The sequence below is a fragment of the Rhodococcus sp. ZPP genome (assembly GCF_017656075.1).
GTDB classification, from domain to species: Bacteria; Actinomycetota; Actinomycetes; order Mycobacteriales; family Mycobacteriaceae; genus Rhodococcus_F; species Rhodococcus_F oxybenzonivorans.
On the sequence record NZ_CP058638.1, the window covers coordinates 4,859,025 to 4,885,085 of the forward strand.

The following is a 26,061-nucleotide window of genomic DNA, read 5'->3' on the forward strand; positions in this document are numbered from 1 at the left end:
CACTTCTTCCGATAGCGGGAAGGCGTGCCACGGGAGCCGGTGGCGAAAGAAATAGATGGGGTTCGGTGACGGGGTGACGGCTCGATGCGGTGCATCGCTGATAAGGGGGTGGCGCTTGTGAGTGCCTTCCCTCTTTCGCGTGCCCAGCAGGGGCTCTGGTTCGCCCAGCAACTCGACCCGGACGTCCCATTGAACGTGGCGCTGTATGTCGAGGTTCGTGGGGCACTGGACGTCGATGCATTGACCGAGGCGACCACCCGTGCGGCGCGCGAACTGCAGTCTCCGTTCGTCCACATAGTCGAGCGTGACGGGGTGCCCTCGCAATCGTTCGACCCTTCGATCCCAAACGCCCTCAGCTACCTCGACCTGCGGGGATCCGCGGATCCCGAGGCTGAGGCCAGGTGGTGGATGACCGAGCGATACAGCCGTCGGCTCGACCCGACCGCGGATTTGATGATCGCGTCGACACTCCTGCACCTCGACGAAAACCACTTTTACTGGAACACGTTCGCGCATCACCTGATCGTGGACGGCTACGGCGCGATGACTGTGGTCGAGCGCATTGCGGAGCTGTACACCCACGCAGTGCGCGGGACGGAACCACCGGAACCGCGGGCGCTGGGTGTGCGCGACATCTTCGACGCCGAAATTGCGTACGAAGGTTCTAGCAGGGCGGCCGTCGACCGCGAACACTGGGCAAAGCGGCTGATCGAGCTGCCTGCGCCGTCGCGGCTGACTCGTCGTGAGGCTCCGCCCGCCGCCGTCTCCCGGATCGCCAGCCGTACTCTCACGCGTGAAACGACCGAACTGATGGACGAACTCGCGCGTCGATCCAACTCGTCGGAAGTGCCGATCGTGGTGGCCGCATTCGCGGTATTTCTGGCTCGGATGACCGGCAACACCGACATCGTGCTGAGCCTTCCGGTGTCCGGGCGCACCACCGCAGCAATGCGCCGATCGGCGGGCATGGTGTCGAACCTCGTCCCGGTTCGCGTGGCAATCGGCGCAGAAGATGACACCGAGAATGTGGTGCGCCGGGTGCAGCTCGAACTCACCGGAGCATTGCGTCACCAGCGGTATCGATACGAAGACATGCTGCGCGACCTGGGGCTCGAGTTCCAGTCGCGTGCTGCGTTCGGGCCGGTGGTCAACATCATGGCATTCCTGCACGACGTCACCCTCGGTGACGAGGCAGGCGAAATGTACCTCCTTTCCGCTGGACCGGTCGACGATCTCGCCGTCGACATCTACCCCGGAGTCGGCGGCGGCCCGCCGCGCGTCTGCTTCGAGGCCAACCCCGCCCTGTACGAACAGGCCGAGGTAGAACGGCTTCTCGAGCGATTCGTGGCCTACCTCACCGACTTCGTCGGAGCCGGGGTCGATCGCCCAGTCGCCGATCTCGAGGTTCTCGACGAAGCCGAGCGCGGAGTCCTCGTGCCGGCCTCGGGGCCCAGCGCCGCCGAACCGGCGACCCTCGCCGCCCTGCTGACCGTGCCGGAGCACGCGACCCGCCCCGCAATCCGCTGCGGGGAAATGGATGTGACATATCTCACACTCGATGAGTGGTCGAACCGGCTGGGGCGCAGGCTGATCGAACGAGGAGTCGGGCCCGAAGATCGAGTCGCGGTGATCGCGTCCCGTTCCGTCGAATCGATCGTCGGGTTGTGGGCCGTCGCGAAAGCGGGTGCGGCTTTCGTCCCCATCGACCCCGGCTATCCGGCCGAGCGGGTCACGCACATGCTGGCCGACAGCAAGGTCACCCTCGCGCTCGCCGCAGATTCCGGCGTCGTACCGGACGGCGTCGAGTGGATGTCGCTGCTTGACGGTGACGGCTCCGCCGCGCCGATCACGAACACAGACCGCATACGTCCGCTGCACGTCGATCACCCGGCGTACGTGATCTATACCTCCGGGTCGACCGGAACGCCCAAGGGTGTGGTGGTCACTCATCGCGGACTGTCGAGCCACGCGGCAGCACTGCGCAGGCACTATCGGGTAACTCCGGAATCGCGGGTACTCGCATTCGCGTCGCCGAGTTTCGACGCGTCCATTCACGAAATGCTGTCGGCCTTCACCGCCGGCGCCACCTTGGTGATCGCCCCGGCAGACGTGTACGGCGGCGACGAGCTGACCGCATTGCTGCGCCGGGAGCGAATCACGCACTGGACGGTGACCCCCGCCGTACCGGCCGTGACAGACCCCGACGGGCTCGACGACTTACAGGTCATTGCCGTAGCCGGCGATGTATGCCCGCCCGAAGTGCTCACGCGGTGGGCGCCGGGCCGAACAATGCTCAATCTCTACGGGCCCACCGAGGCCACAGTGTGGTCCACGTCGACGGCGCCGCTCGCACCCACCGACGTCATCACGATCGGCGCCCCGATCGACGGTGTTTCCGCGTTGGTGCTCGATACCAGGTTGCGGCCGTTACCGGTGGGCGCAGTAGGGGAGTTGTACCTGTTCGGGCCCGGGATCGCGCGCGGATACCTGGGACAACCGGGGCGCAGCGCCACCCGATTCGTCGCCAATCCCTACGGAGACGGGCGCCTGTATTGCACTGGCGACCTGGTGCGCTGGACTCCCGACCTGACGCTCGAGTTCATCGGTCGCGCCGACGACCAGGTGAAAATCCGAGGTCACCGAGTAGAGCCCGGCGAGATCGACGCCGTGCTGCGGACGTATCCCGGTGTGGACCTGTCTGTGACTGTTGCCGCCGTGGGTGTGAGCGGCCCGCAGTTGGCGACCTATGTGCACGGGCGGAACCTCGAGCCCGCGCGGATGCGCGACCATCTCGCGCAACGGTTGCCGGACCACCTCGTACCGCCGTCGATCACCGTGCTCGATTCGGTGCCTCTGACACCGGCAGGCAAGGTGGACAAGGCAGCACTGCCCACCCCGTCACCGCGCGGCACCGGTGATCGCGCACCGCGGTCACCGATCGAGGAACTTCTCGTCGGAGCATTCGCCTCGGAAACGGGACTGGCCACCGTCGGAATCGATGCCGATTTCTTCGCACTGGGTGGAAACTCGCTGGGCGCAGCACGTCTCGCTTCACGGTCCAGCGCGGTGCTGGGCCGCCGCGTCACGGTGCGCGACATCTTCGACCACCCGACTGCAGAAGCCCTGGCCGCTCACCTCGGCGCGCCCGACACCGAGTCGCGACCACCGCTGGTGCCGCGGACCGTGGACACAGCGGCGCCGCTGTCCGCGGAACAGCGACGGCTGTGGCTGGTGAATCAGCGGAACCCCGAGCGCGACCCGTACGTGGTGACGTTCTCGGTCGACCTCTCCGGCGATCTGGATGTCGCTGCCTTTCGTACCGCGATCGACGATGTGGTGCAGCGGCATCCGGCGCTGCGAACCGTACTTCCCGATGACGGAGCCGGTCCACGACAGGTAGTGCGCAGCAAGGACGTCGAGCTGGCGGATGCCGAAACTGCCGCCGTGTTCGACCTCACGCGCGAGATACCGATCCGGATGCGGCTGCGCCGAGTAGCCCCCGGCCAGTACACGATGTCGGTGGTGGTGCACCACATCGCAATCGACGGTCTGTCCCTTCCCCTCTTCGTCCGGGATGTCTCGGCCGCGTACGCCGACCGTCGTCGAGGGCAAGCGCCGGTCTGGGAGCCGTTGCCGCTGCAGTACACCGACTACGCGTGGTGGCAGCAAGAAGTTCTCGGTGATCCGGACGACCCCGCGAGCCTGGTCCGCCGCCAACTCGACTACTGGGCAGACACTTTGCGTGGCCTGCCCGAGGTGCTTCCGCTGCCCCTGGATCGTCCCCGGCCACCGTCCGCACAAATTCTCACCGCCGGAAGCGCCGAGTTCCGGGTCGACCCCGAGCTGCACCGGTGCCTGCTCGCCCTCGCGCGCGAGCACGACGTCACGGCGTTCATGGTGCTGCACGCCGCGCTCGCCGTACTGCTGCGCGGACTGACCGGCACCGAGGACATCGCGGTCGGCACCGCCACCGGCGGACGCCCCGACCCCGCGCTGGACGGCATCGTCGGCATGTTCGTGGGCACGGTGGTGCTGCGCACCCCGGTAGCGGCAGGTGCGACGTTCACCGACCTACTGCGCACCGTCCGCCGCGCCGACCTCGAAGCCTTCACCAATGCCGACGTGTCGTTCGACTCGGTGGTGCAGGAGGTGCTCTCCACCCGGACCGCGGACGCACACCCGCTGTTCCAGGTGATGCTGGCCTACCAGAATTCGATCGGCCCGGAGATCCAGCTCGACGGGGTCACGGCCCGTGTGCGGGAGCAGGAACCGCACGTTCGCGCCTTCGATCTCGACATCACCGTGGACGAACTCCCGGCCGGCGACGGCGATCCGGGCGGTCTGCGCGGCGTCATCACGTACCCACGGGAACTGTTCGACGACGGGACCGTGAACCGGTGGGCGGGACAACTGGAGAAGATCCTGACGGCCGTCGCGAGCGACCCGACCCGTCCGATCGGTGACATCGACCTCCTCGGTCCGGCCGACCGGGCGGCACTCGTGCCGGCGTCCGACGGTGCCGCGGTTCCCCCGCGAACCTTGCCGCAACTCCTGCACGACGGGCTCAACCCCGACGGCGTCGCGCTGCGGTTCAACGGCAACGACATGTCCTACCCGGAGCTCGAACAGCGTTCAAACCGTTTGGCCCACAGACTGATTGCGCGCGGCATTGGGCCGGAAGATCTGGTGGCGGTGATGGTGCCCCGGTCCGCGGAGTCCGTCGTGGCCATGTGGGCCGTCGCGAAATCCGGTGCCGCGTTCGTGCCGATAGACCCCGGCTACCCAGCCCAGCGCATCGCGCACATGCTCCGCGACTCCGGAGTCGACGTGGCGCTCGCCCGGGATGCATCGGTGGTTCCGGACGGTATCGACTGGATCGGCACGGCAGATCTCACGGGCGAGAGCACCGCGATCGACGACCGGCACCGCACCCGCGTGTTGCACCTCGACCATCCCGCCTACGTCGTCTACACCTCCGGCTCCACCGGAATACCGAAGGGCGTCACGGTAACCCACCGCGGACTCGCCGCCCTCGTGGCGGCAAACGCCGAGTACCGCAACCTCGGCCACGACTCCCGGGTGGCGCATGTCGCCTCACCGTCCTTCGACGTCTCCGTCGGAGAACTACTCCTGGCCTTCACCTCCGGCGCCACCGTGGTGATCGCGCCTCCCGACACCTACGGTGACGACCTCACCGAACTGTTCCGCCGCGAGCGGGTCACCCACTTCCTCACCACCCCCACGGTGCCGCGCCTGATGAACCCGGAGAGCCTCGCCGACCTCCGCGTCCTCGAGGTCTGCGGCGAGCCGTGCCCTCCCGAACTGGTGACCAGATGGGCACCGGGCCGGGTACTCCTCAACAGCTACGGTCCCACCGAAACCACCGTCGTCTGCACCAGCGCAGAACCGCTTCACGTCGGCGATCGCATCACCATCGGCACGCCCTACGCGGGAACCTCGGCCGTGGTGCTCGACGAGCGACTGAGGCCGGTACCCGTGGGCGCAGTCGGTGAGCTGTACCTCTCGGGTGACTGCCTCGCCCGCGGCTATCACGGCAAATACGCCTTGACCGCAAGCCGATTCGTCGCAAGCGCATACGGAAGTCCGGGCTCCCGGATGTACCGAACCGGTGACATGGTCCGGTGGACCAGCGACCATCGGCTCGAATTCGCAGGCCGCACCGACGACCAGGTGAAGATCCGCGGATTCCGGGTGGAACTCGGCGAAGTCGACGCCGCGCTGGCGTCCGCACCCGGAGTCGACACCGCGGCAACGGTGGTGCGGACCTCCGCCGCGGGTGAACCGGTGCTCGCGTCCTACGTTCACGGCGCGGAACTCGATGCGCAAGCCCTGGTGGAGTTCCTGCGCGAACGCTTGCCGGGTTACATGGTGCCCGCGTCGGTGACCGTGCTCGACGAGGTGCCACTGACCAGCAGCGGGAAGCTCGACCGGAAGGGGTTGCCCGCGCCCACACTCGCGCCGGTGCCCGCACGGGCCCCGCGCGGGCAACTGGAAGAGCTCGTCGCCGGGGTGGTCGCCGACGTGCTGGGTGTGCCCTCGATCGATGCGGACGCCGATTTCTTCGCCCTCGGCGGAAGCTCGCTCACCGCAACACGATTGGTGTCGCGACTGAGGGCGGCGTTGAACCGCCGGATCAGCGTCCGCGATGTGTTCGACGCACCGACCGTCGCCCAACTTGCGGTCCGGCTGGAGGACGCGCGCACCACCGCTGCTCTGCCGCCCCTCGTCGACGGACCTCCCACCGGACACCGAGGTGCCTCACCCCTCGCGCCCGCGCAGGAGAGGCTGTGGTTGCACGAGCAAATGAACCCCGGCTCACCCGACTATGTGGTTCCCTTCGCGATCGACCTCGACGGACCGGTCGATGTGGGTGCTCTCGCCGCAGCCGTACGCGACGTGGTCGGGCGGCACGAGCCGCTGCATTCGGTGTTCGAGGACACGGCATCCGGTGTGGTGCAGGTGGCGCGGCCGGTCGAGCTGGACCTGTCGCCGATCGTCGTCGCCCCCGGCACGCTCGACGACGCACTCGCGGCCCTGGGCAGCGGCGGATTCGACCTCACCCGCGAAGTGCCCGTACGGATACGGATCTTCGAACGCGCACCCGAGCGCTACACCGTCGCCGTCACGGCGCACCACATCGCGGTGGACGGACTGTCGTTCGGCCCGCTGACCCGAGACTTGATGACGGCGTATGCGGCGCGGCGTGCCGGACGCGAACCGGGGTGGCCTGAACTGCCGGTGGGCTACGGGCGGTTCGCTCAGTGGCAGCGATCGGTGTCTGCCACCACGGCGCCGGCGGACGTCGCGTACTGGTCCGAGCGACTACGGGGAACTCCCGAGCTGCTCGAGCTGCCGACCGACCGCCCGCGGAAGCCGGCGGCCCCCCGGACTGCGGGACGGGTGGCGTTCACGGTCGACGCCGAATTGCACGGCGCCGTGGACGCAGTGGCCCGTAGCTGCGGGGTCACCCCCTTCATGGTGGTGCAGAGCGCGTTGGCGCTGACGCTCGCCGTGCTCAGCGGAAGCGAAGACATCACCGTGGGCACCCCGACCTCCGGACGACCGGACCCGGCGCTCGACGACCTGGTGGGGATGTTCGCCGGAACAGTAGTGCTGCGCACTCGCGTCGATCACCGACAGACGTTCGCCGAATTCCTGGCGGCCGTCCGGACCACGGACCTCGAGGCGTTCGCCCACGCCGACCTGCCGTTCGATCAGGTGGTGGACGCCGTCGCTCCCGTGCGATCGGCAACCCACCACCCGCTGTTCCAGGTGATGCTGGCGTACCAGAACTTCGGTGGAACAGAGTTGCTGCTCGACGACGTCGCCGTCCGTCGCCGCAACATCGAGAGCGCCGTCAGCCGGTACGACCTCGAACTGTCCCTGCGCGAAATGCGGGCCGACGACGGGGCAGCTGCCGGACTCGACGGTGACCTCGTGTACCCGGCGGAACTGTTCGACTCGGCCACCATCGCCCGGTGGTCGGAGCTGCTGCACCACATTCTGTCCACGGTGGTGGCGGATCCTTCCCGGACACTGGGCGACCTCGAGTGGGTGACACCCGCCGAGGCGGCCGCCCTGGTTCCGTCCCGTGGCCCGAAAGCCCCGGCACCACAGACGCTTCCGGAGCTGTTGGCGGCTGACCGGACCGGGGTCGCTGCCCGGTGCGGAAGCGAAGAACTGACCTACCGCGAGCTGGATGCCCGGTCCAACGGGTGGGCCCGCCGCCTGATCGCCGCCGGTGTCGGGCCCGGTGACCGGGTCGCAATCATGATGCCGCGCTCGCTCGACTCGGTGATCGCGGTGTGGGCGATCGCGCGCAGCGGTGCCGCATTCGTGCCCCTCGACGTCGACCAGCCGGCCGAACGCACCGCACGGATTCTTGCCGACGCGGGCGTCACCACGGCGCTGACACTCGACGCCTCGCTGGTGCCCGGCGGTATCACTCCGCTGGTCCTGTCAGGCACCGGCGCGGATCCGATTCCGGTGTCCGACGACGAGCGGGTTCGGCCGCTGTCCGTGGATCATCCCGCCTACGTGATCTACACCTCCGGCTCGACCGGCACACCCAAGGGCGTCGTCGTCACCCACCGCGGCCTGTCCGGTCATGCCGCCGCCCTGCGCCGCTTCTACGGGGCCACCCCGCAGTCGCGGGTGCTGCACGCAGCGTCCCCGATGTTCGATGCGTCGATCCACGAGATGCTCCTGGCGTTCACCACCGGCGCCGTGCTGGTGATCGCCCCACCCGGCGTCTTCGGCGGAGACGAACTGCGTGAGCTTCTGCGGCGCGAGCGGATCAGTCATTGGACGTCGACCCCGGCAGTGCCCGCGACCATCGACCCGAGCGGACTCGACGCCCTCGAGGTTCTCGCGGTGGCAGGGGACGTGTGCCCGCCCGAACTGGTGTCCCGGTGGGCAACCGGGCGCAGGGTGCTGAATCTGTACGGCCCCACGGAAACGACGATCTGGGCGACGGCGGCGGAACTGTCGAGCTCCCGTATCACGATCGGTGGCCCCGTCGACGGCATGTCGGCCGTGGTCTTGGATCCGCGACTTCGACCGGTTCCCGTCGGGGTAGTGGGGGAGCTGTACCTCTCGGGCCCCGGTCTGGCTCAGGGATATGTCGGCAGGCCGGGTACAACCGCGGGCACCTTCGTGGCCGACCCGTACCGCGGCGGGCGCATGTACCGGACCGGGGACCTGGTGCGGTGGAACCGATTCGGCGAGCTCGAGTTCGTCGGGCGCGCCGACAGTCAGGTGAAGATTCGTGGGTTCCGCGTAGAACCCGGTGAAGTCGATGCGGTGCTGGCTTCAGCGCCAGGAGTTCATTCGGCGGTGACGGTGACGCGCCGCGGCGAACTGGCGTCGTACGTCAGCGGCAGCGCCCTGGAGTCGGCGGCACTGCGCGCCTACGTCGCCGAGCGACTGCCGCGCTACCTGGTGCCCGCATCGATCACCGTGCTCGACCGGTTGCCGTTGACGGTGAGCGGAAAGGTCGACCGGTCCGCGCTTCCCGACCCGGAACTGCCGACGTCGTCGACCCGTCCACCGCAGACCCCGCTCGAACAGGTGGTGGCCGATGCGGTCGCCGAGGTACTCGGTGTGCCCGAGGTGGGAGCCGACACCGACTTCTTCGCGCTGGGCGGCAACTCGTTGTCCGCTACCCGGGTGGTGTCGCGGCTGTCGTCGGTGACGGGAGTGCGCGTCGGGGTGCGTCACCTGTTCGACCAGCCGACCGTCGCCGGCCTCGCCGCGCTGATCGCCGAGGGCGGGGACGCGCGGCCGCCGCTCGTGGCCCGCGACACCGACGGTCCGGCGCCGGCCGCCTTCGCGCAACAACGGTTGTGGCTGCTGGGCCAACTCACTCCGGGGTCTGCCGCGTACAACGTGCCATTCGCTGTCGACCTCGACGGTGCACTCGATGTCGATGCACTGCGTTGGGCGCTCATCGATGTCGTCGAGCGGCACGCCACGCTGCGCACCGTGTTCACGGTCACCGACACCGGCGTCGTCCAGACGGTCGGCCCGCCCGGGGTGGAGCTGACACCGATCCGCATCGCGGAAGAAGCCGTGGACGACGCCATCGCCTCCCTCGCCGCCGAGGGCTTCGACCTCGCGGTCGAGCGGCCCGTGCACCTGGCCCTGTTCGAAAGGGCTCCGGAGCGCTACACCCTTGCCGTCGTGCTGCACCACGTAGCCGTCGACGGGTTGTCGTTCGGCCCACTGGTCCGAGACCTCACCACCGCGTACGCGGCCCGGCTCGACCGGCAGGCGCCTTCGTGGCCGGCGTTGCCCGTGCAGTACACCGACTACGCGCGTTGGCAACGTGAGGTGCTCGGCGACCCCGCCGATCCCGACAGCCTCGCGCACCGCGAGCTCGAGTACTGGGCCGGGGCATTGCAGGACATGCCCACACTTCTGCCGCTGCCCACCGACCGGACACGTCCCGGCACCCTGCAGGGGACCGCCGGGATCACCCCGTTCGCTGTGCCTGCCGAACTACACCGCGCACTCGAAGAGCTGGCGCAGCAACAGAACTCCACCCTCTTCATGGTGATGCACGCGGCGCTGGCCGTGTTGCTGTCCAAGCTGACCGGGGCGGACGACTTCGCGGTGGGAACCCCCACGTCGGGTCGCACCGACCCCGCGCTGGACGACGTGGTCGGAATGTTCGTCGGCACCGTTGCCTTGCGTAGCCGGGTGGATGCGCGTTCGACGTTCGCGCAACTGCTGGCGTCCGTGCGGGAGACCGACATCGCGGCGTTCGCGCACTCCGAGGTGCCGTTCGACCTCGTGGTCGACGCCCTCGCCCCGGCCCGGTCAGCGGGTCACCATCCGTTCTTCCAGGTGATGCTGGCGTTCGAGAACTTTGGAGACGGCGGCGCAGACCGGCTGCCAGAACTACCCGGCCTCGTCGTCCGGGGCCGCGAGGCAGGCACCGGGATCAGCCGCTTCGACCTCGAGGTGTCGCTGCGCGACCGGCGCACACCCGACGGAAGTCCCGCCGGTCTCGACGGCGTGTTCACCTTCCCCACCGAACTGTTCGATCAGCACACCGTCGAGCAGTGGGTGCAGCGACTGCTGCGGATCCTGCGTGCAGTCACCGACCGACCCCATGCCGACGTCGGTGCCATCGACGTGCTGACCGCGGACGAGCAGAGGGCCCTCGTCGGAGGCGCAGAAGGTGTCGCACCGTCGGTGGAGTCGCTGGCGGAACTCTTCGCACAGCGCGTCGCCGAGAACCCGAACGCCGTCGCTGTCACCGACGGCGACACCACCCTGACCTACGCGGACCTGGACCGGCGGTCCGCCGAACTGACCGCAGCGCTGTCGGAGGCCGGGGTGGGGCCCGAAGACGTCGTCGCCGTGGCGCTGTCGCGGTCGGCGGATCTCATCGCGGCGCTGCTCGCGGTTGTCCGCGCAGGCGGGGTGTACCTCCCCGTCGACGTCGACTACCCGGCCGAACGCGTGCGCTACCTCCTCTCGGACGCATCACCCACCGTGCTGCTGACCTCCGCCGCAGACGCGGCGAACCTGCCCGAGGTGTCCTGCCCGGTTCTGCTAGTCGAGGCTGCGCCTGTGAGTGGTTCACGAGTCCAGGGACTCCTTAACCACTCACAGGCGCAGGGCGCCTACCTGATCTACACCTCCGGCTCCACTGGAGAGCCCAAAGGTGTGCTGGTGTCCCACGCCAATGTGCTCTGGCTGCTGGCCAATACGTGCCGAGAATTCGACTTCGGCGCCGGCGACGTGTGGACCATGTTCCATTCCCACGCTTTCGACTTCTCGGTGTGGGAGATGTGGGGAGCGCTCACCACCGGTGGGCGGCTGGTGCTGGTGGATCACGAGGTGGCCCGTTCGCCGCGTGACTTCGCAGAACTGCTGAGCCGCGAGGGAGTGACGGTGCTCAATCAGACGCCGTCCGCGTTCGGCCAGCTGGCCGACTACGACGTGACCAACAGTCTGCGACTGCTGATCTTCGGTGGGGAGGCGCTCGACCTCGCGCTGGTGTCACCGTGGCTCGCGCGGCACCCGTCGGTTCGCGCCGTCAACATGTTCGGGATCACCGAAACCACCGTGCACGTCACCCACACCGATCTCGGTGTCGGTGACGGTAGGGCTTCGCTCGGCCGGGCCATCCCGGGAATGCGAACGTACGTATTGGACACCTCGTTGCGGCCCGTGCCACCGGGAACCGTCGGCGAACTGTACGTCGCGGGCCCGCAGGTGTCCCGCGGCTATCTCGGCCGGCCGGGCCTGACCGCCCAGCGGTTCGTGGCCGACCCCTTCACGCCCAGTGGCGGCATGTACCGCACGGGAGACCTCGCCCGCCGGCGTGCCGACGGAGAACTCGACTACCTCGGCCGGGTCGACGCGCAGGTGGAGTTCCACGGCTACCGCATCGAACCCGGCGAGGTCGAGGCGGCGCTACTGCGTCACGCCGACGTCGACGGTGCGGTAGTTGTGTTGCGCTCCACGAGCATCGGCGAACAATTGGTGGCGTACGTGGTGGCCGGGGTGGATCCGGCCGCACTCACGCGGCACCTACGCGCACTCCTGCCCGAGTACATGGTGCCCGGAGCGATCATTGCGGTGCCGTCGATCCCCCTGACGCACAACGGCAAAGTCGACCGGCGCGCACTGCCCGAACCGGACGTGACCGCCGACGAGTGGCAGGTGCCGCACGGCCCGATCGAGGAAGTGGTCGCCGGCATCTTCGCCGAACTGCTCGGCTCGCCCGAGGTCGACATCCGCCGAAGCCTGTTCGAACTGGGCGGCAATTCGCTGATCGCCACCCGGGTCGCGACTCGGGTGAGTGCCGTCTTCGACACGGACATCACGGTGCGCGACCTCTTCGAAGCACCCTCCGTGGCCGAGCTGGCAGCCCGCGTGGAGGACCGCGCGCACACCGGGCGTCGGCGACCCGCCCTGCTACCGGATCCGTTACACGGCCGGGTGCCGCTCTCGCCCGCACAGCAGCGGATGTGGGTGCTCAACCAATTCGACACCGGCGCAGCAGGATACAACATACCGATCCTCCTCCGCCTCGACGGCGAACTGGACACCACAGCCTTTGCGGCCGCGGCCCGGGACCTGCTCGAGCGGCACCGGACCCTGCGCACGGTGTACCCGTCCGACGCCGAGGGGGTGCATCAGGTGCTGCTCGCGGCCGACTCGGTACCCCTCGACCTGGCTCCGGTCGCCATTCCCGCCGACGCACTCGACGCCCACGTGCGGGCACTCGTCGACACCGGATTCGACGTTGCCGCCGCACCGCCCGTTCGGGGGCGTGTGTATCGCGTCGGTGCCGACGCACACGTGCTGGCGCTGGTTGTCCACCACATCGCCGCCGACGCCTGGTCGCTCGGCACACTGATCCGCGACACCGCCGTCGCCTACCGTGCGCGGCTCGAGGGGCACAGCCCGGAATGGTCGCCGCTGCCGGTGCAGTACAGCGACTACAGCGTGTGGCAGCGCACCATGCTGAACGACCCCGGCCGGGAGTACTGGCTCGAGACGCTGGCCGATCTGCCGGAACAGGTGACGCTGCCCCTCGACCACCCGCGTCCCGCGGCACCCTCCGGCCGCGGAGCCGTCCACGCCGTGGAGCTGGACGAGGCCTTGCACGACGGCATCGTCGCCCTGGCGCGTACCGGACGGGCCACCACGTTCATGGTGTTGCATGCCGCGCTGGCCGTGCTGCTCTCGAGGTACAGCGGCAGCCGGGACGTCCCGATCGGCACCGCCGTCGCAGGGCGCACCGACCCCCAACTCGACGACGTCGTCGGCATGTTCGCCGGAACGCTGGTGCTGCGCACGCAGATCGATCCCTCCGCCAGCTTCGCCGAGGTCTTGGCCCACGTTCACACCCAGGACGTCGCCGCATACACGCACGCCGACATGCCGTTCGAGACCCTGGTGGAACTGCTCAATCCCGCCCGCTCGACGTCGCATCATCCGCTGTTCCAAGTTGCGCTGTCGATGCAGAGGCATCGCCCGGGACACTTCACGTTGCCCGGCCTCGAGGTCACACCGATGACGCCCACGGCGCATCCCGCGAACTTCGACCTCCAGCTCACCGCCACCGAGGCAGCGCCGGGTACGCGCATGCACCTCGAATTCGGATATGACGCAGCGCTGTTCGACCGCTCGACGATTCTCGGTTTCGCCGACCAGCTCGTCCGGCTACTCGGGTCGGTCACCGCAGACCCCGATCAGCGGGTCGGCGACGTGGACCTGTCGAGTCCCGCCGAACGCGGAGCCCTCGCCCCAGCCCGTGGCCCCGCCGCACCCGCACCGGTCCCGCTGCACCACATCCTCACCCGCGGGGCCGTGCTGGCTCCCGGCGCAGTCGCGGTGCAGGACGGCGAGAGGTCCGTCACCTACCGGCAGCTCGACCTGCAGTCGGAGGGTTTGGCGCGGGAGCTGCAGAAACTGGGCGCCCGTCCCGGCACGACGGTGGCATGGTCGGTACCGCGATCGACGGAGTCCGTGGTGGGGTTGTGGGCGATCGCGAAAACCGGTGCGGCACCCGTACTTGTCGATCCTGATCTGCCGAGCGCGCGAATACACGCAATGCTCGCCGCGGCGGGTACCACTCTCGGCGTGGGCTCGGCGACCCTCGGCGGGGAGATCACCTGGGTGGAACCCCACACGCACGCGGACACGTCGGCGGGTGCGATGGTCCGACCCCGCGTCCACCCGGACCAGCCCGCCTACGTGGTGTTCACCTCCGGAACCACGGGCGCTCCCAAGGCAGTGGTGGTGACGCACGGCGGCCTTGCCGCACTCGACATGGACGTGGCCCAGCGCTATGCCGCCGGCCCTGGGTCCCGGATGCTGCACCGTGCGGCTGCCGGCTTCGACATGGCGTTGCTCGAGATCCTCGTCGCGGGTGCGTCGGCGGCCACCCTGGTCGTCGCCTCGGATGCGGAGTTCGCAGGGCCCGCACTGGGCGATCTGCTGGAACGGGAGCGAATCACACACGCCTGCATCACCCCGACGGCGCTGGCCACGATCGGTTCGCGCGAATTGCCGCACCTGCGGATGATCATGCTGGGCGGGGAACGTCTGGGTACCGCCCTGGTGGATCGGTGGGCGCCCGGCCGCCGAATGATCAACGGTTACGGACCGGCCGAAGCGACCATGTACGCGATCGCCACCGGCCCCCTCCGCCGGGGCGAGTCCGTGCCGATCGGTGAACCCGTGCCGGGCTTCGAGGTCGTCGTGCTCGACGAGCGGATGCGTCCGGTTCCGGTGGGGATGCCCGGAGAGCTCTACCTCGAGGGCCCGGGCCTCGCCCGTGGCTATGCCGGGCAACCGGGACTCACGGCCGAGAGGTTCGTGGCCTCCGCCGACGGCCGGCGCCGGTACCGCACCGGTGACCTCGTGCGGTGGAAGGCGGCCGGTGACCGCCATGTACTCGAATTCCTCGGCCGGAACGACGCTCAGGTCAAGGTGCGCGGCGTACGCATCGAACCCGGCGAGGTCGACACTGCCATCGCCGGGCTCGTCGACGTGGACTTCGCCGCCACCGTCGTGCGCACCACGCCCACCGGCCACGACGTGCTGACGTCGTACGTCCTGCCGCGCGCCGAGCTGGATACCGTGGTGCTGCGCCGCCGCCTCGCCGAAGTGTTGCCGTCGTATCTGGTTCCGGCCTCTGTCGTGGTGCTCGACTCGCCGCCTCCGCTGAGCAACGGGAAGCTGAACGTCCGTGCGCTCCCCGTCCCAGACCTCGGTACCGGTGAGCTCGAGCCGCCGAACACCGACACCGAGCGGACGGTCGCCGACGTGTTCGCGGACGTTCTCGGGATCGAGGAGGCGGGCAGGTCAACGCACTTCTTTGATACCGGCGGAAACTCCCTGCTTGCAACACAACTGACGGCGCGGCTCACCGACGCCGTCGGCGTCCCGGTTCCGCTGCGCACCCTCTTCGCCCATCCCACCGTCGCGGAGCTCGCCGGAGCCCTCGACACGTCGGTGCCCGCGCCGGGCCTGCGCCCTGCACTGCGAGCCCGGCCGCGACCGGACCGGATCCCGCTGTCCCGGAGCCAATACCGCATGTGGGTGTGGAATCGCCGCAACCCGGAGTCTGCCACCTACAATCTCCCTGCCACGGTGCGGCTCGAAGGTGACCTGCACGTGACGGCGCTGGCCATCGCACTCGGTGACGTGACCGCCCGCCACGAGGTGCTGCGAACCCGGTATCCGTCGGCGCCGGGGGAGTCGCCCTGGCAGGACATCACGCCGGGCGTGGCACTGGACCTCACGCCGCGCGACGTGGACGCCTCGGATGTGGCCGACACGGTCACGCGACTCGCACGCGCACCATTCGACCTCACCGCCCAGCCGCCACTACGGGTGCAACTGCTGCAAGTAGCACCTGACGTCCACGTGCTGGTGATCGTCCTTCACCACATCGCCGCCGACGGCTGGTCCCTCGCGCCGCTGGTGGCCGACGTGCTCGCCGCCTATGCGGCTCGCCGCGCGGGTACCGCACCGGAGTGGGAACCGCCGTCCGTGCAGTACGCCGACTATGCGCTCTGGGAGGAAGAGCTGCTGAGCAGTGCGTACGCGACCCGCGGCGTCGAGCACTGGCGGGTCGCGTTGGCAGATGCCGAATCGGTCGCCCCGTTCCCGGTGGACCGGCCCCGCACGAGTGCGTCCACGGACACGGCCGGGATGGTGCGGTTCTCCGTCCCGGCTCCGGTGCAGCAGGCGGTCCACCGGCTGGCACACGAACACCGGGCCACTCCGTTCATGGTGCTGCACGCCGCGCTGGCCGTGCTGCTCGCGCGATTCGGCGACCAGCGTGACATCACCATCGCCACCGCCGTCGCCGGCCGCGGGGACCCGGCGCTGGATGCGGCGGTGGGGATGTTCGTGAATACCCTCGCCCTGCGCGCGCAGGTGGAGCCGGACATGCCGTTCACCGGTCTCCTGGCCCAGGTGCGGGACTTCGACGTAGAGGCCTTCGACACCGCCGAGGTCCCGTTCGAGGTGATCGCCGACCTTCTCGGTGGCCGTGTTCCGCAGGTCGCGCTGGCGCTGGAAAACCTGCGGCCCCCCACCGTGCGGATGTCCGGCCTCGACGTGCAAGCGGAGGAAGTCGACACCGGGACAGTCAAATTCGATCTCCACGTCACCCTCACCGAGCAGTGGGACGACGCCGACCCCGCCGGTATGACGGGCGCCGTGGCGTACGCGCAGGATCTGTTCGACCACGCCACCGTTCAGTCGCTGGCCGAAGAACTCGTCCGGGTGCTCGAAGCTGTCGCCGACCACCCCGAGGTGGCCACCGGCGACATCGCGCTCACCGGGGCGGAACCGCTCGGAGGAGGGCCCGCCGCGGAGGAACGCACGCTTTCCGAAATTTTGACCTCGACCGCTGCCGCGTACCCCGGCAGCCCCGCGGTCACCGACGGCACCCGGACGTTGACGTATCGCGAACTCGACCGGCAGTCGGACGCGCGCGCTCGCGAACTGGTTGCCGATGGCTTCGGTCCCGGGTGGATGCTGCCGATCGACCTGCCGCGATCCGTCGACTTCATCATCGAGTTATGGGCCGTCACCAAGACGGGCGCCGCCTACGTGCCCAGCCCGAACCGGGCAATCGCCGCCACCGCGACCTATCGGGACTCCGCACGGGGACTGGCGTACGTCATCTACACCTCCGGGTCCACGGGAGCCCCGAAAGGCGTGGCCGTCACTCACAGCGGGCTCGCATCACTGGCCGCCGAAGTCGTGCAGCGCTACCGGGTGACGCCCGACTCTCGCGTACTGCATGGATACAATCCCGCGTTCGATGCGGCGCTCCTCGAGATGCTGCTGGCGTTCGGGTCGGGCGCCTGCCTGGTGTGCGCCCCGCCCGACGTGTACGCGGGCCCCGAGTTGCAGCGCTTCCTGTCGGACCAGTACGTGACCCACTACCTCTCCACGCCCGCAGTGCTCGCGACCCTCGATCCCGACGGGCTCGACTCGCTTCGCGTGGTAGCGGTGGGTGGTGAGGCGTTGCGCACCGAATCGGCCGAAATGTGGAGTGCCGGGCGACTGATGCTCAACGCCTACGGGCCGACCGAATCCACCGTGGTGGCCACGCTCGCCGAGGTGGACGGGAACGTGACGATCGGCGCACCCATTGCCGGCACCACGGCGACCGTGCTGGATTCCCGCCTGCAGCCGGTACCGGTGGGCGGCATCGGCGAGCTGTATCTGTCGGGTCCCGGTCTGGCCCGGGGATACCTGGACGAGCCCGGCCTCACGGCGGCGAGCTTCGTCGCCGCCGACGGTGGTTCGCGCAGATACCGCACCGGCGACCTGGTGCATCGCCGCGCAGACGGTACGTTGTCCTTCGTCGGCCGCGTGGACCGGCAGGTGAAGGTGCGGGGCATGCGGATCGAACCCGCCGAGGTCGAGGCCGGGCTGCTCCGGCTCACCGGAGTCGAGCAGGCCGCGGTGCTTCTGCGTGACGGCGAACTGACCGCCTTCGTCACCGGCACCGACCTGAACCCGGCGTCGTTGGCGGAGCGCCTGGCCGAACAACTGCCCGGGTACCTCGTGCCATCGAGAATGGTGGTGCTCGAATCCCTACCGCTGACCGCCAACGGCAAACTGGACGTGCGCGCGCTGCAGCTGCCTGCCACGCAGCCGGTGGATGTGCTGCCGCCGCGAACGATCACCGAAGAGTTGGTGGCAGGTGTCTTCGCCGACGTCCTCGGTGTCGACCTGCCCGGCGCGAACCACAGTTTCTTCGACCTCGGTGGTGATTCGCTCTCCGCCACCGCGGTGGCCGGCCGGCTCTCCGCGGCGTTCGGGGTGAGCGTGGCGTGGCGGGCGTTGTTCGAGAACCCGACCGCGGCCGGCCTCGCGCGCTGGCTGGACCACGCGCGATCGACCGGAGCGGCTCGGCGCCCGGCACTCGTGCGCCGGGACCCGATCGCCCGGGTTCCCCTCTCGCCGCAACAGCAACGCATGTGGCTCCTCAACAAGGTGGATCCCGACGCTTCCGTCCATCACATGATGTTCGGTACACGGCTGGACGCCGGCGTGGACCTGGCCGCTCTCCAGGCGGCGATCGCCGATGTGGTGGAGCGGCATACGGTGCTGCGCACCGTCTTCCCGGCCGACGCGGACGGCCCGCACCAGGTGATCGTTCCCACCGCACACGTCGTCGACAGCCTCGTGCAGGAGGGTGACGCAGACCTCCAGAATTTCGGCAGACAACGATTCGACCTCGAACATGAACCACCCCTGCGCGTGCGGATGTGGGCCGAACCTGCCGGTGGACACATCGTCGCCGCGACAGTGCACCACATCGCACTCGACGGCGGCTCGATGGACCCGTTGCTCGCCGACCTCGCGGAGGCTTACCGTGCGCGCGTGGAAGCTGCAGCGCCGCAGTGGGATCCGCTTCCCGTCGACTACGGTGATTACACCCTGTGGCTGCGTGAGTTCCTCGGAAACGCCGCCGATCCCGGCAGTGTCGCGTACACCCAACTCGACTACTGGGGACGTGTTCTCGGCGGCGTCGACGCACCGCTGTCGCTGCCGACGGACCGTCCGCGGCCGAGCCACCCCAGCCGCAACGGTTCCCGCGTGGACTGGGTCGTCGACGAGGAACTCCGCGCTCGGCTGCATGCCCTGGCTCGTGTCCACGGCGTCACCGTCTTCATGGTGTTGCATGCCGCACTCGCCGTAGTGCTAGCACGGGAAAGCGGCAACTCCGATGTCGTGGTGGGCACCGCCGTCGGTGGTCGACCCGACCCCCTGCTGGACCGGCTGGTGGGCATGTTCGTCGGCACCGTCGCGCTGCGCACCGAGGTGCCGGCCGCCCTGTCGTTCGAGGAACTCCTCGACCGGGTACGCACGGTGGATCTGGAGGCCTTCGCGCACGCGGACGTCCCGTTCGACGACGTCGTCGCGCGGGTGGCGCCGCAGCGTTCACCTGCCCACAACCCGCTGTTCCAGGTGGTCCTCAACTATCGGCGGGTGCCGTCGCAGCCCGTAAGCCTGCCCGGCGCCGCACCGGTCGATGTCGACGAACCGCGAATCGAATTCGATCTCGTGTGGGACGTCGTCGACACCGAGGAGGCCCTCACCCTCCGTCTGGTGTACGCCACGGACCTGTTCGACGAGGTGAGCGCCCGCGGACTCGCCGGACGTTACAGCCGCCTCCTCGACGCCGTCGCCGACAACCCGTCGATTCCGGTCGGCGACCTCCCGGTCCTCACCGAACACGAGTACGACGAGCTCGTCCGCGGGCCGTTGCGCACACCGTCGCCCCGCACGCTCGCCGACGTGTTCGAGGCCCAGGTGCGGGCGACCCCGGACGCGGTCGCGGTGGTGGACGGCGACCGGCAGTGGACCTACGCGGAACTCGACGCGGAAGCGGAACGCTGGGCAGGACGACTGATCGACCGGGGCGTCGGACCCGAAGACGTCGTGGCGATCGCGACACCCCGCGGCCGGTACTGGGTGCTGGCCGTGTGGGCCGTGACGAAGTCCGGTGCGGCGTGGCTGTCGGTCGACCCGGCGCATCCCGCGGAGCGCGTCGCCTGGATGATCACCGATTCGGCGGCGGTGCTCGGGGTGACGGTCGGCGACCTCGCTTCTACGCTGACCGGCGCCGTGGACTGGCTCGACCTGTCCGATGCGCAGTGGAACGAGCAGACACCGGCCCGAGGGGATCGCAGGATCCGTCGACGCGGATACGCGCAGGTGACGGAACCCGATCACGCGGCCTACCTCATCTACACCTCCGGATCCACCGGACAACCGAAAGGTGTCGTGGTGCCGCATCGGGGTTTGGTGAACGTGGTGGCCGCACAGCCTCCGGTTCTCGGCATCGAATCGGACATCCGCGTGCTGCAACTCGCCTCACCCACTTTCGACGCCTCGCTGTTCGAGATGCTCTACGCACTGACCTCCGGCGGAACCCTGGTGATGTCCTCGGAATTCGGTTACGCCGGAGACGAACTGGCAAAGACGGTCGTCGACGCACAGATCACCCACCTCATTGCGACACCCAGTGTGCTGGCCACCCTCGATGCCGAGACGCTGTCGCCGCGTACCGTCGTGGCCGTCGGCGAAGCACTGCCCACCGAACTGGCTGCACGGTGGTCCCGTCGGCACCGACTGTTCAACGCCTACGGGCCCACCGAATTCACCATCCTCGGGTCGCTCGCCGGACCACTGGGCCCGGGCCGCGTGAACATCGGCACCGTGATCGACGGCGGTGCCGCCCTCGTGCTGGACGCGCGCCTGCATCCGGTCCCGAACGGTGTGGTGGGGGAGCTGTACCTGGCCGGCACCAGCGTTGCACGGGGTTACGTTGGCCGTACCGACCTCACCGCAACCCGATTCGTGGCCCATCCCTATGGCAAACCCGGCGAACGGATGTACCGCACCGGTGACCTGGTGCGGCGCACCGCAGACGGCGAACTCGAATACCTGGGCCGCGAAGACGCGCAGGTGCAGATCGCCGGGATCCGGGTGGAACCCGCCGAAGTGGATTCGGCGTTGCTCCGTCACCCCGATGTCCAGTCCGCCGTCACCGTGCCCCAAGCCACGGGTGACGGGGCCACGGTCCTGGTCTCCTACGTCAGCGGCCACCCCGACCTCACCTCGGCTGCGGTGCGCGCCCACGCGCGTCGCCTGCTGCCCCGGCACCTCGTCCCCTCCGCCGTCACCGTCCTGGACCGGTTGCCGGTGATGCCGTCGGGCAAGGTGGACCGGAACGGGCTCCCGACATCGGCATTCGACACCGAAGCGGCCGTCCTCCCGGCCGGACGAGTCGAGCAGGCTGTGGCCGACGCGATGGCCGCTGCGCTCGGTGTCGACACCGTGCCCGCCGACGAGGACTTCTTCACCCTGGGCGGAACGTCGATGGGTGCGGCAACGGTGGCCGGCGAACTACGCCGCCGCCTCGGCCGGGAGGTGCCGATCCAGTGGGTCTTCACCGACCCCACCGTGCAGCAACTCGCAGCCCGGATCGAGGCCGGCCCCGAACTGTCCGAAAGTGTGCTCGACACCGTGGTGCGGCTGGGCGGAACGGGGGAGGGCCCACCCCTCTTCTGCGTCCATCCGGCGAGCGGAATGTCCTGGTGCTACGCGGGACTCACGGACTACCTCGGCGGCCGCCCCCTCTACGGTCTCCAGGCCACGGGGGCCGCCGCCGTCCCCGACAGCGTCGCGGAGCTTGCCACCTCCTATGTCGAGGCAGTCCGGGCCGTGCAACCCCGCGGTCCCTACCACCTGCTGGGCTGGTCGCTGGGCGGCATCATCGCTCACGAGATGGCCGTCCAGTTCAGTGAAAACAACGAGAGTGTCGCGACACTCGCGATGCTCGACACCTTGCCGCCGGAATTCCACGAACGGGACGACATCCGCGGCGAGCAGCCGTCGATCCGTGACGCGCTGGCCGAACTCGGTGTCCCGGCAGACCGGTTGCCGGACGGCGGGATCGACTACGAGGATGCGGCGCGAGTACTGGGCGACGAGCATCCGGGTCTGAGCTTCCTCACCGCCGACGCCCTCCGCCGACTCGGGAACGTGATCGACCGACTCGGCCTCCTCAATGCCCGGCATCAACCGCGCCGCTACGACGGAGAGATCCAGTTCTTCACCGCGGCAGCAGACCTCGAACTTCATGCGCGTCCCCCACAGATGTGGCGGGGCCGGCTCGGCGAGAACGTCATCGAGTTCGACGTCGACGCCACCCACGCCGCCCTGGCGGACAAGGAACCGCTCGCCGAGATCGGCCGAGTGTTACGGGATCGGGGGAACACAGTGGCCCCTGGAACCTGAGCAAGCCGAGGCCCGCATCCTTCGAGACGAGGAGGTCGATCGGGTCAGGACACACGAATGACAACGCGATCACGGCGCTCGGCGCGTGAACTCGATGGGAGACTCGAACATGGAAATCCAGGACTACCTGCGTATTTTGCAGGCACGATGGAAAATCATCGCCATCACCACGGTGGTAGCGATCCTCGGGGCGCTCGGTGCCTCACTGCTCACCACACCCCTGTATGAAGCCTCCACCCGGTTGTTCGTTTCCACCTCGGCGGGCTCGTCGGTCAATGAGCTCTACCAGGGAAACCTGTACTCGCAGCAACGCGTGGCGTCTTACACCAAATTGCTGACCGGTCAGACTCTCGCGCAGCGCACCATCGACAAGCTGGGTCTCACCGAGACACCGGCCGAGCTCGCCAATCAAGTCAAGGCCACCTCCGCGCCCGACACCGTCCTCGTCGACCTGAGGGTGCAGGACCCCTCACCCGAGCGTGCCCGCGACATCGCAAACGCGATGTCCGACGAATTCGTGGTCATGGTCCGTGAACTCGAAACACCCGAACGGGGCGGCGCACCGGCCGCACGCGTTGTGGTCGAACAGCAGGCGCAGACGCCGTCGACGCCCGTCTCCCCGAAGACGCTGCGCAATCTCGCGCTCGGTGCCGCAGTCGGCCTCCTGCTCGGCATCGCCCTTGCCGTACTGCGTGATCGCCTCGACAACACGGTGAAAGACCGTCGTACGGTGGAAGAGCTGGCCGGCTCCGCGATGATCGGCACCATCCCGTTCGACAAGGATCGGCAGACTCAGCAGGCCATCAATTTCGCGGAGGGCCACTCGTCGAGCGCGGAGGCATACCGAGAACTTCGTACCAACCTGCAGTTCCTCGAGGTCGACAACCCGCCCCGGGTCATCGTGGTCACCAGTTCGCTACCCACAGAGGGTAAGACGACCACAGCCATCAACATTGCGTTGGTCCTCGCCGAGGGCGGCAAGTCTGTATGCCTTGTCGAAGGCGATCTCCGGAAGCCCCGCGTGTCCAAGTACATGGGCGTTGTCGGATCGGTTGGTCTCAGTAGCGTGCTGGCGGGGCAGGCCACTCTGGACGGGGTGCTCCAGCCGACGTCGTACCAGGGATTGACCGTTCTCGCGTCCGGGCCGATCCCCCCGAACCCGAGCGAGTTGCTCGGAACGGCCACGGCGCGACAGGTTCTCGCCGACCTACGCGAACGTTTCGATTACGTCATCGTCGACGCGTCTCCGCTGCTCCCGGTGACCGACGCCACCGTTCTCACCGCCATGTCGGACGGTGCGCTCGTAATCGCCCGGCACGGCGAAACCAAGCGCGAGCAGTTGACCCGCGCCGTCGGAAACCTGCACAGCGTGGGCGCCACCATCCTCGGCACGATCATCACGATGACGCCGAGCCGGGGCAAGGGAGTCTACGAATACAAGTACTACTACGAGACGGACAAGTCGCTGCCGCAGATGCAGCGGGCCGAGGCCGCGGTGCAGACTCCATCGCAGCCGGTCCACGCCGCCCCGGCTCCGGCGGCGCCGCCGGCCCGCAACTCCACGCAGGCCGGGAACGGACACCACTCGGGCTCCGAGTATGTGGAAACGCAGGCCCACCAGGTGCTCGAACAAGAGCACGACACTGATTGGGTGGAGCGAGTGAATTCGCACGCCTACACCGCGCAGCCCCCCGCTCCGCGGCGCGCTCGGCGATACCGCGAAGACGGGGAGGATGCGTCCGGGCCGGACGCTCCGCGTCAATAGCCCCGAACGCTCTGCGTCAATAGTTCCGGACGCTGCGCGTCAAGACACCGAGTAGGTCGGCTATCTCGGACCCGACGGCCAGGAATATTTCCTCGTCCTGACCGATCGGGTCCGAGATGTCTTCAGGTCCGTCTTCGGATCTGTGCTTCGGCCGTGCTGCTGCCAGATCGGCAACGGTCTTTGCATCTGCGGCCACGGCGAGTCGTGCGGCCTCCCTCAACGTGAAGGTCTTCTTCAACTGCTCGGGAGCCATCGCCAGCACCTTCTCCCGCTGACGCTCGGTCATGGTGAGTACCAGGTCGGCGTCGACCGCCAGGTCCTCGGTGAGTCGCCGAGCCGTGAACCCGCTGGGGTCGCCGCCGAGGCCTTCGAGTACCTGGGCCGCGGTCGGCTCCATCGGATGACCCACCATGGCGCGGGTACCTGCACTTTCGGCAGTGAGATCGGTCAGTCCGAGCTCCTCGGCGAATGCCAGTGTGAGGCGCTCGGCCGTAGGAGAACGACAGACGTTTCCGGTGCAGACGAAGAGAACATGCATGGGCGAAGCATAGGGTCTCGGTCCGCACCGCGCGTACACGCACTGTTGGCTTGGAACATCAGTCGGGTAAATGCCCTGCTCACCCGCGCCGGATATCAACGGTGCATGCGCTGCACCGTCTTTGGAACCGGATACCTGGGAGCGACCCATGCCGCCTGCATGGCGGAACTGGGGCACGACGTGCTGGGAGTCGACATCGATCCCGGAAAAGTGGCGAAACTCTCCGCCGGTGAGGTGCCGTTCTACGAGCCGGGCCTGGCCGAGGTTCTCCGCCGCAACATCGAGGCGGGGCGACTGCAGTTCACCACCTCCTACACCGAGGCCGCCGCGTTCGCCGACCTCCACTTCCTGGGAGTCGGCACCCCGCAGAAGAAGGGGGAGTACGCCGCCGATCTGCGGCACGTGCACTCGGTGATCGACACCCTGGCGCCCCTCCTCGACCGGCCCGCGGTGATCGTCGGCAAGTCGACGGTGCCCGTCGGAACCGCGGCAGAACTGGGCGCGAGGGCGCGGGCGCTGGCACCTGCAGGGGATGCCGTCGAGGTGGCGTGGAACCCCGAGTTCCTGCGGGAAGGGTTCGCCGTCCAAGACACCCTGCATCCCGACCGAATGGTGCTGGGAGTCGACCGGGACCGACCTGGCAGTGTGGAGACGCAATTGCGTCAGCTGTACGCCCCACTGCTCGCCGAGGACATTCCCTTCTTGGTCACCGACCTGGCAACCGCCGAGCTGGTCAAGGTCTCGGCGAACGCGTTTCTCGCCACCAAGATCTCCTTCATCAACGCCATCTCCGAAGTGTGCGAGGCCACCGGCGCAGACGTCACCCAGCTCGCCGATGCGCTCGGCTACGACGCGCGCATCGGCCGGCGCTTCCTCAACGCCGGACTGGGATTCGGCGGCGGTTGCCTGCCGAAGGACATTCGCGCGTTCATGGCCAGGGCCGGTGAACTCGGCGCCAACCAGGCACTCCATTTTCTTCGCGAGGTCGACAGCATCAACATGCGCAGGCGTACGCGGATGGTGGAACTGGCAGCGCAGGTGTGCGGCGGCTCGTTGCTGGGCGCCAACGTCGCGGTGCTGGGCGCTGCGTTCAAGCCCGAGTCCGACGACGTCCGTGACTCTCCCGCCCTCAATGTCGCGGGGATGATGCAACTGCACGGCGCAGTCGTGAGCGTGTACGACCCCAAGGCACTCGACAACTCGAGGCGCCTCTTCCCGACTCTCAACTACGCCACCTCGGTGGCCGAAGCCTGTGAAAACGCCGATGCGGTACTGGTTCTCACGGAATGGGCCGAATTCGCGGACCTGATTCCGGACGATCTCGCCGGAGTGGTCCGAGCCCGCGTGATGGTCGACGGCCGCAACTGTCTCGACGCCCAGCAGTGGCGGAACGCGGGATGGGTGTACCGGGGGCTGGGCAGGGGATAAC

The 26,061-nt window shown here is 68.5% G+C and carries 4 protein-coding genes; 3 read left to right on the plus strand and 1 reads right to left on the minus strand.

Annotation, left to right across the window (positions count from 1 at the left end):
* Positions 1 to 117 precede the first annotated feature (117 nt).
* Both HYG77_RS22615 and HYG77_RS22620 read left to right on the plus strand, forming a co-directional pair.
* Positions 118 to 22,329: a non-ribosomal peptide synthase/polyketide synthase gene (locus tag HYG77_RS22615; RefSeq protein WP_244373067.1), complete on the plus strand. Its 22,212-nt coding sequence runs from the start codon at positions 118 to 120 to the stop codon at positions 22,327 to 22,329.
* 109 nt (positions 22,330 to 22,438) lie between these two features.
* Positions 22,439 to 24,094, plus strand: a complete 1,656-nt coding sequence (locus HYG77_RS22620) for a polysaccharide biosynthesis tyrosine autokinase (protein ID WP_208960692.1) — start codon at positions 22,439 to 22,441, stop codon at positions 24,092 to 24,094.
* Between the two features lie 16 nt (positions 24,095 to 24,110).
* On the opposite strand, the gene HYG77_RS22625 is transcribed toward HYG77_RS22620, so the two are convergent.
* Entirely contained in the window at positions 24,111 to 24,632 is a 522-nt protein-coding gene (locus tag HYG77_RS22625; RefSeq protein ID WP_208960693.1) for a protein tyrosine phosphatase, read from the minus strand.
* A 105-nt stretch (positions 24,633 to 24,737) separates the two neighbouring features.
* Here HYG77_RS22625 and HYG77_RS22630 point away from each other — a divergent pair, with 105 nt between their 5' ends.
* Positions 24,738 to 26,060 carry a UDP-glucose/GDP-mannose dehydrogenase family protein gene (locus tag HYG77_RS22630; RefSeq protein ID WP_208960694.1) on the plus strand — a complete coding sequence of 441 codons (1,323 nt, stop codon included), beginning with the start codon at positions 24,738 to 24,740 and terminating at the stop codon, positions 26,058 to 26,060.
* Position 26,061 lies beyond the last annotated feature (1 nt).

Coding starts and splice junctions, on each gene's coding strand:
- HYG77_RS22620 (WP_208960692.1), top strand. CDS start 22,439: ATGGAAATCCAGGACTACCTGCGTATTTTGCAGGCACGATGGAAAATC.
- HYG77_RS22630 (WP_208960694.1), top strand. CDS start 24,738: ATGCGCTGCACCGTCTTTGGAACCGGATACCTGGGAGCGACCCATGCC.
- HYG77_RS22625 (WP_208960693.1), bottom strand. CDS start 24,632: ATGCATGTTCTCTTCGTCTGCACCGGAAACGTCTGTCGTTCTCCTACG.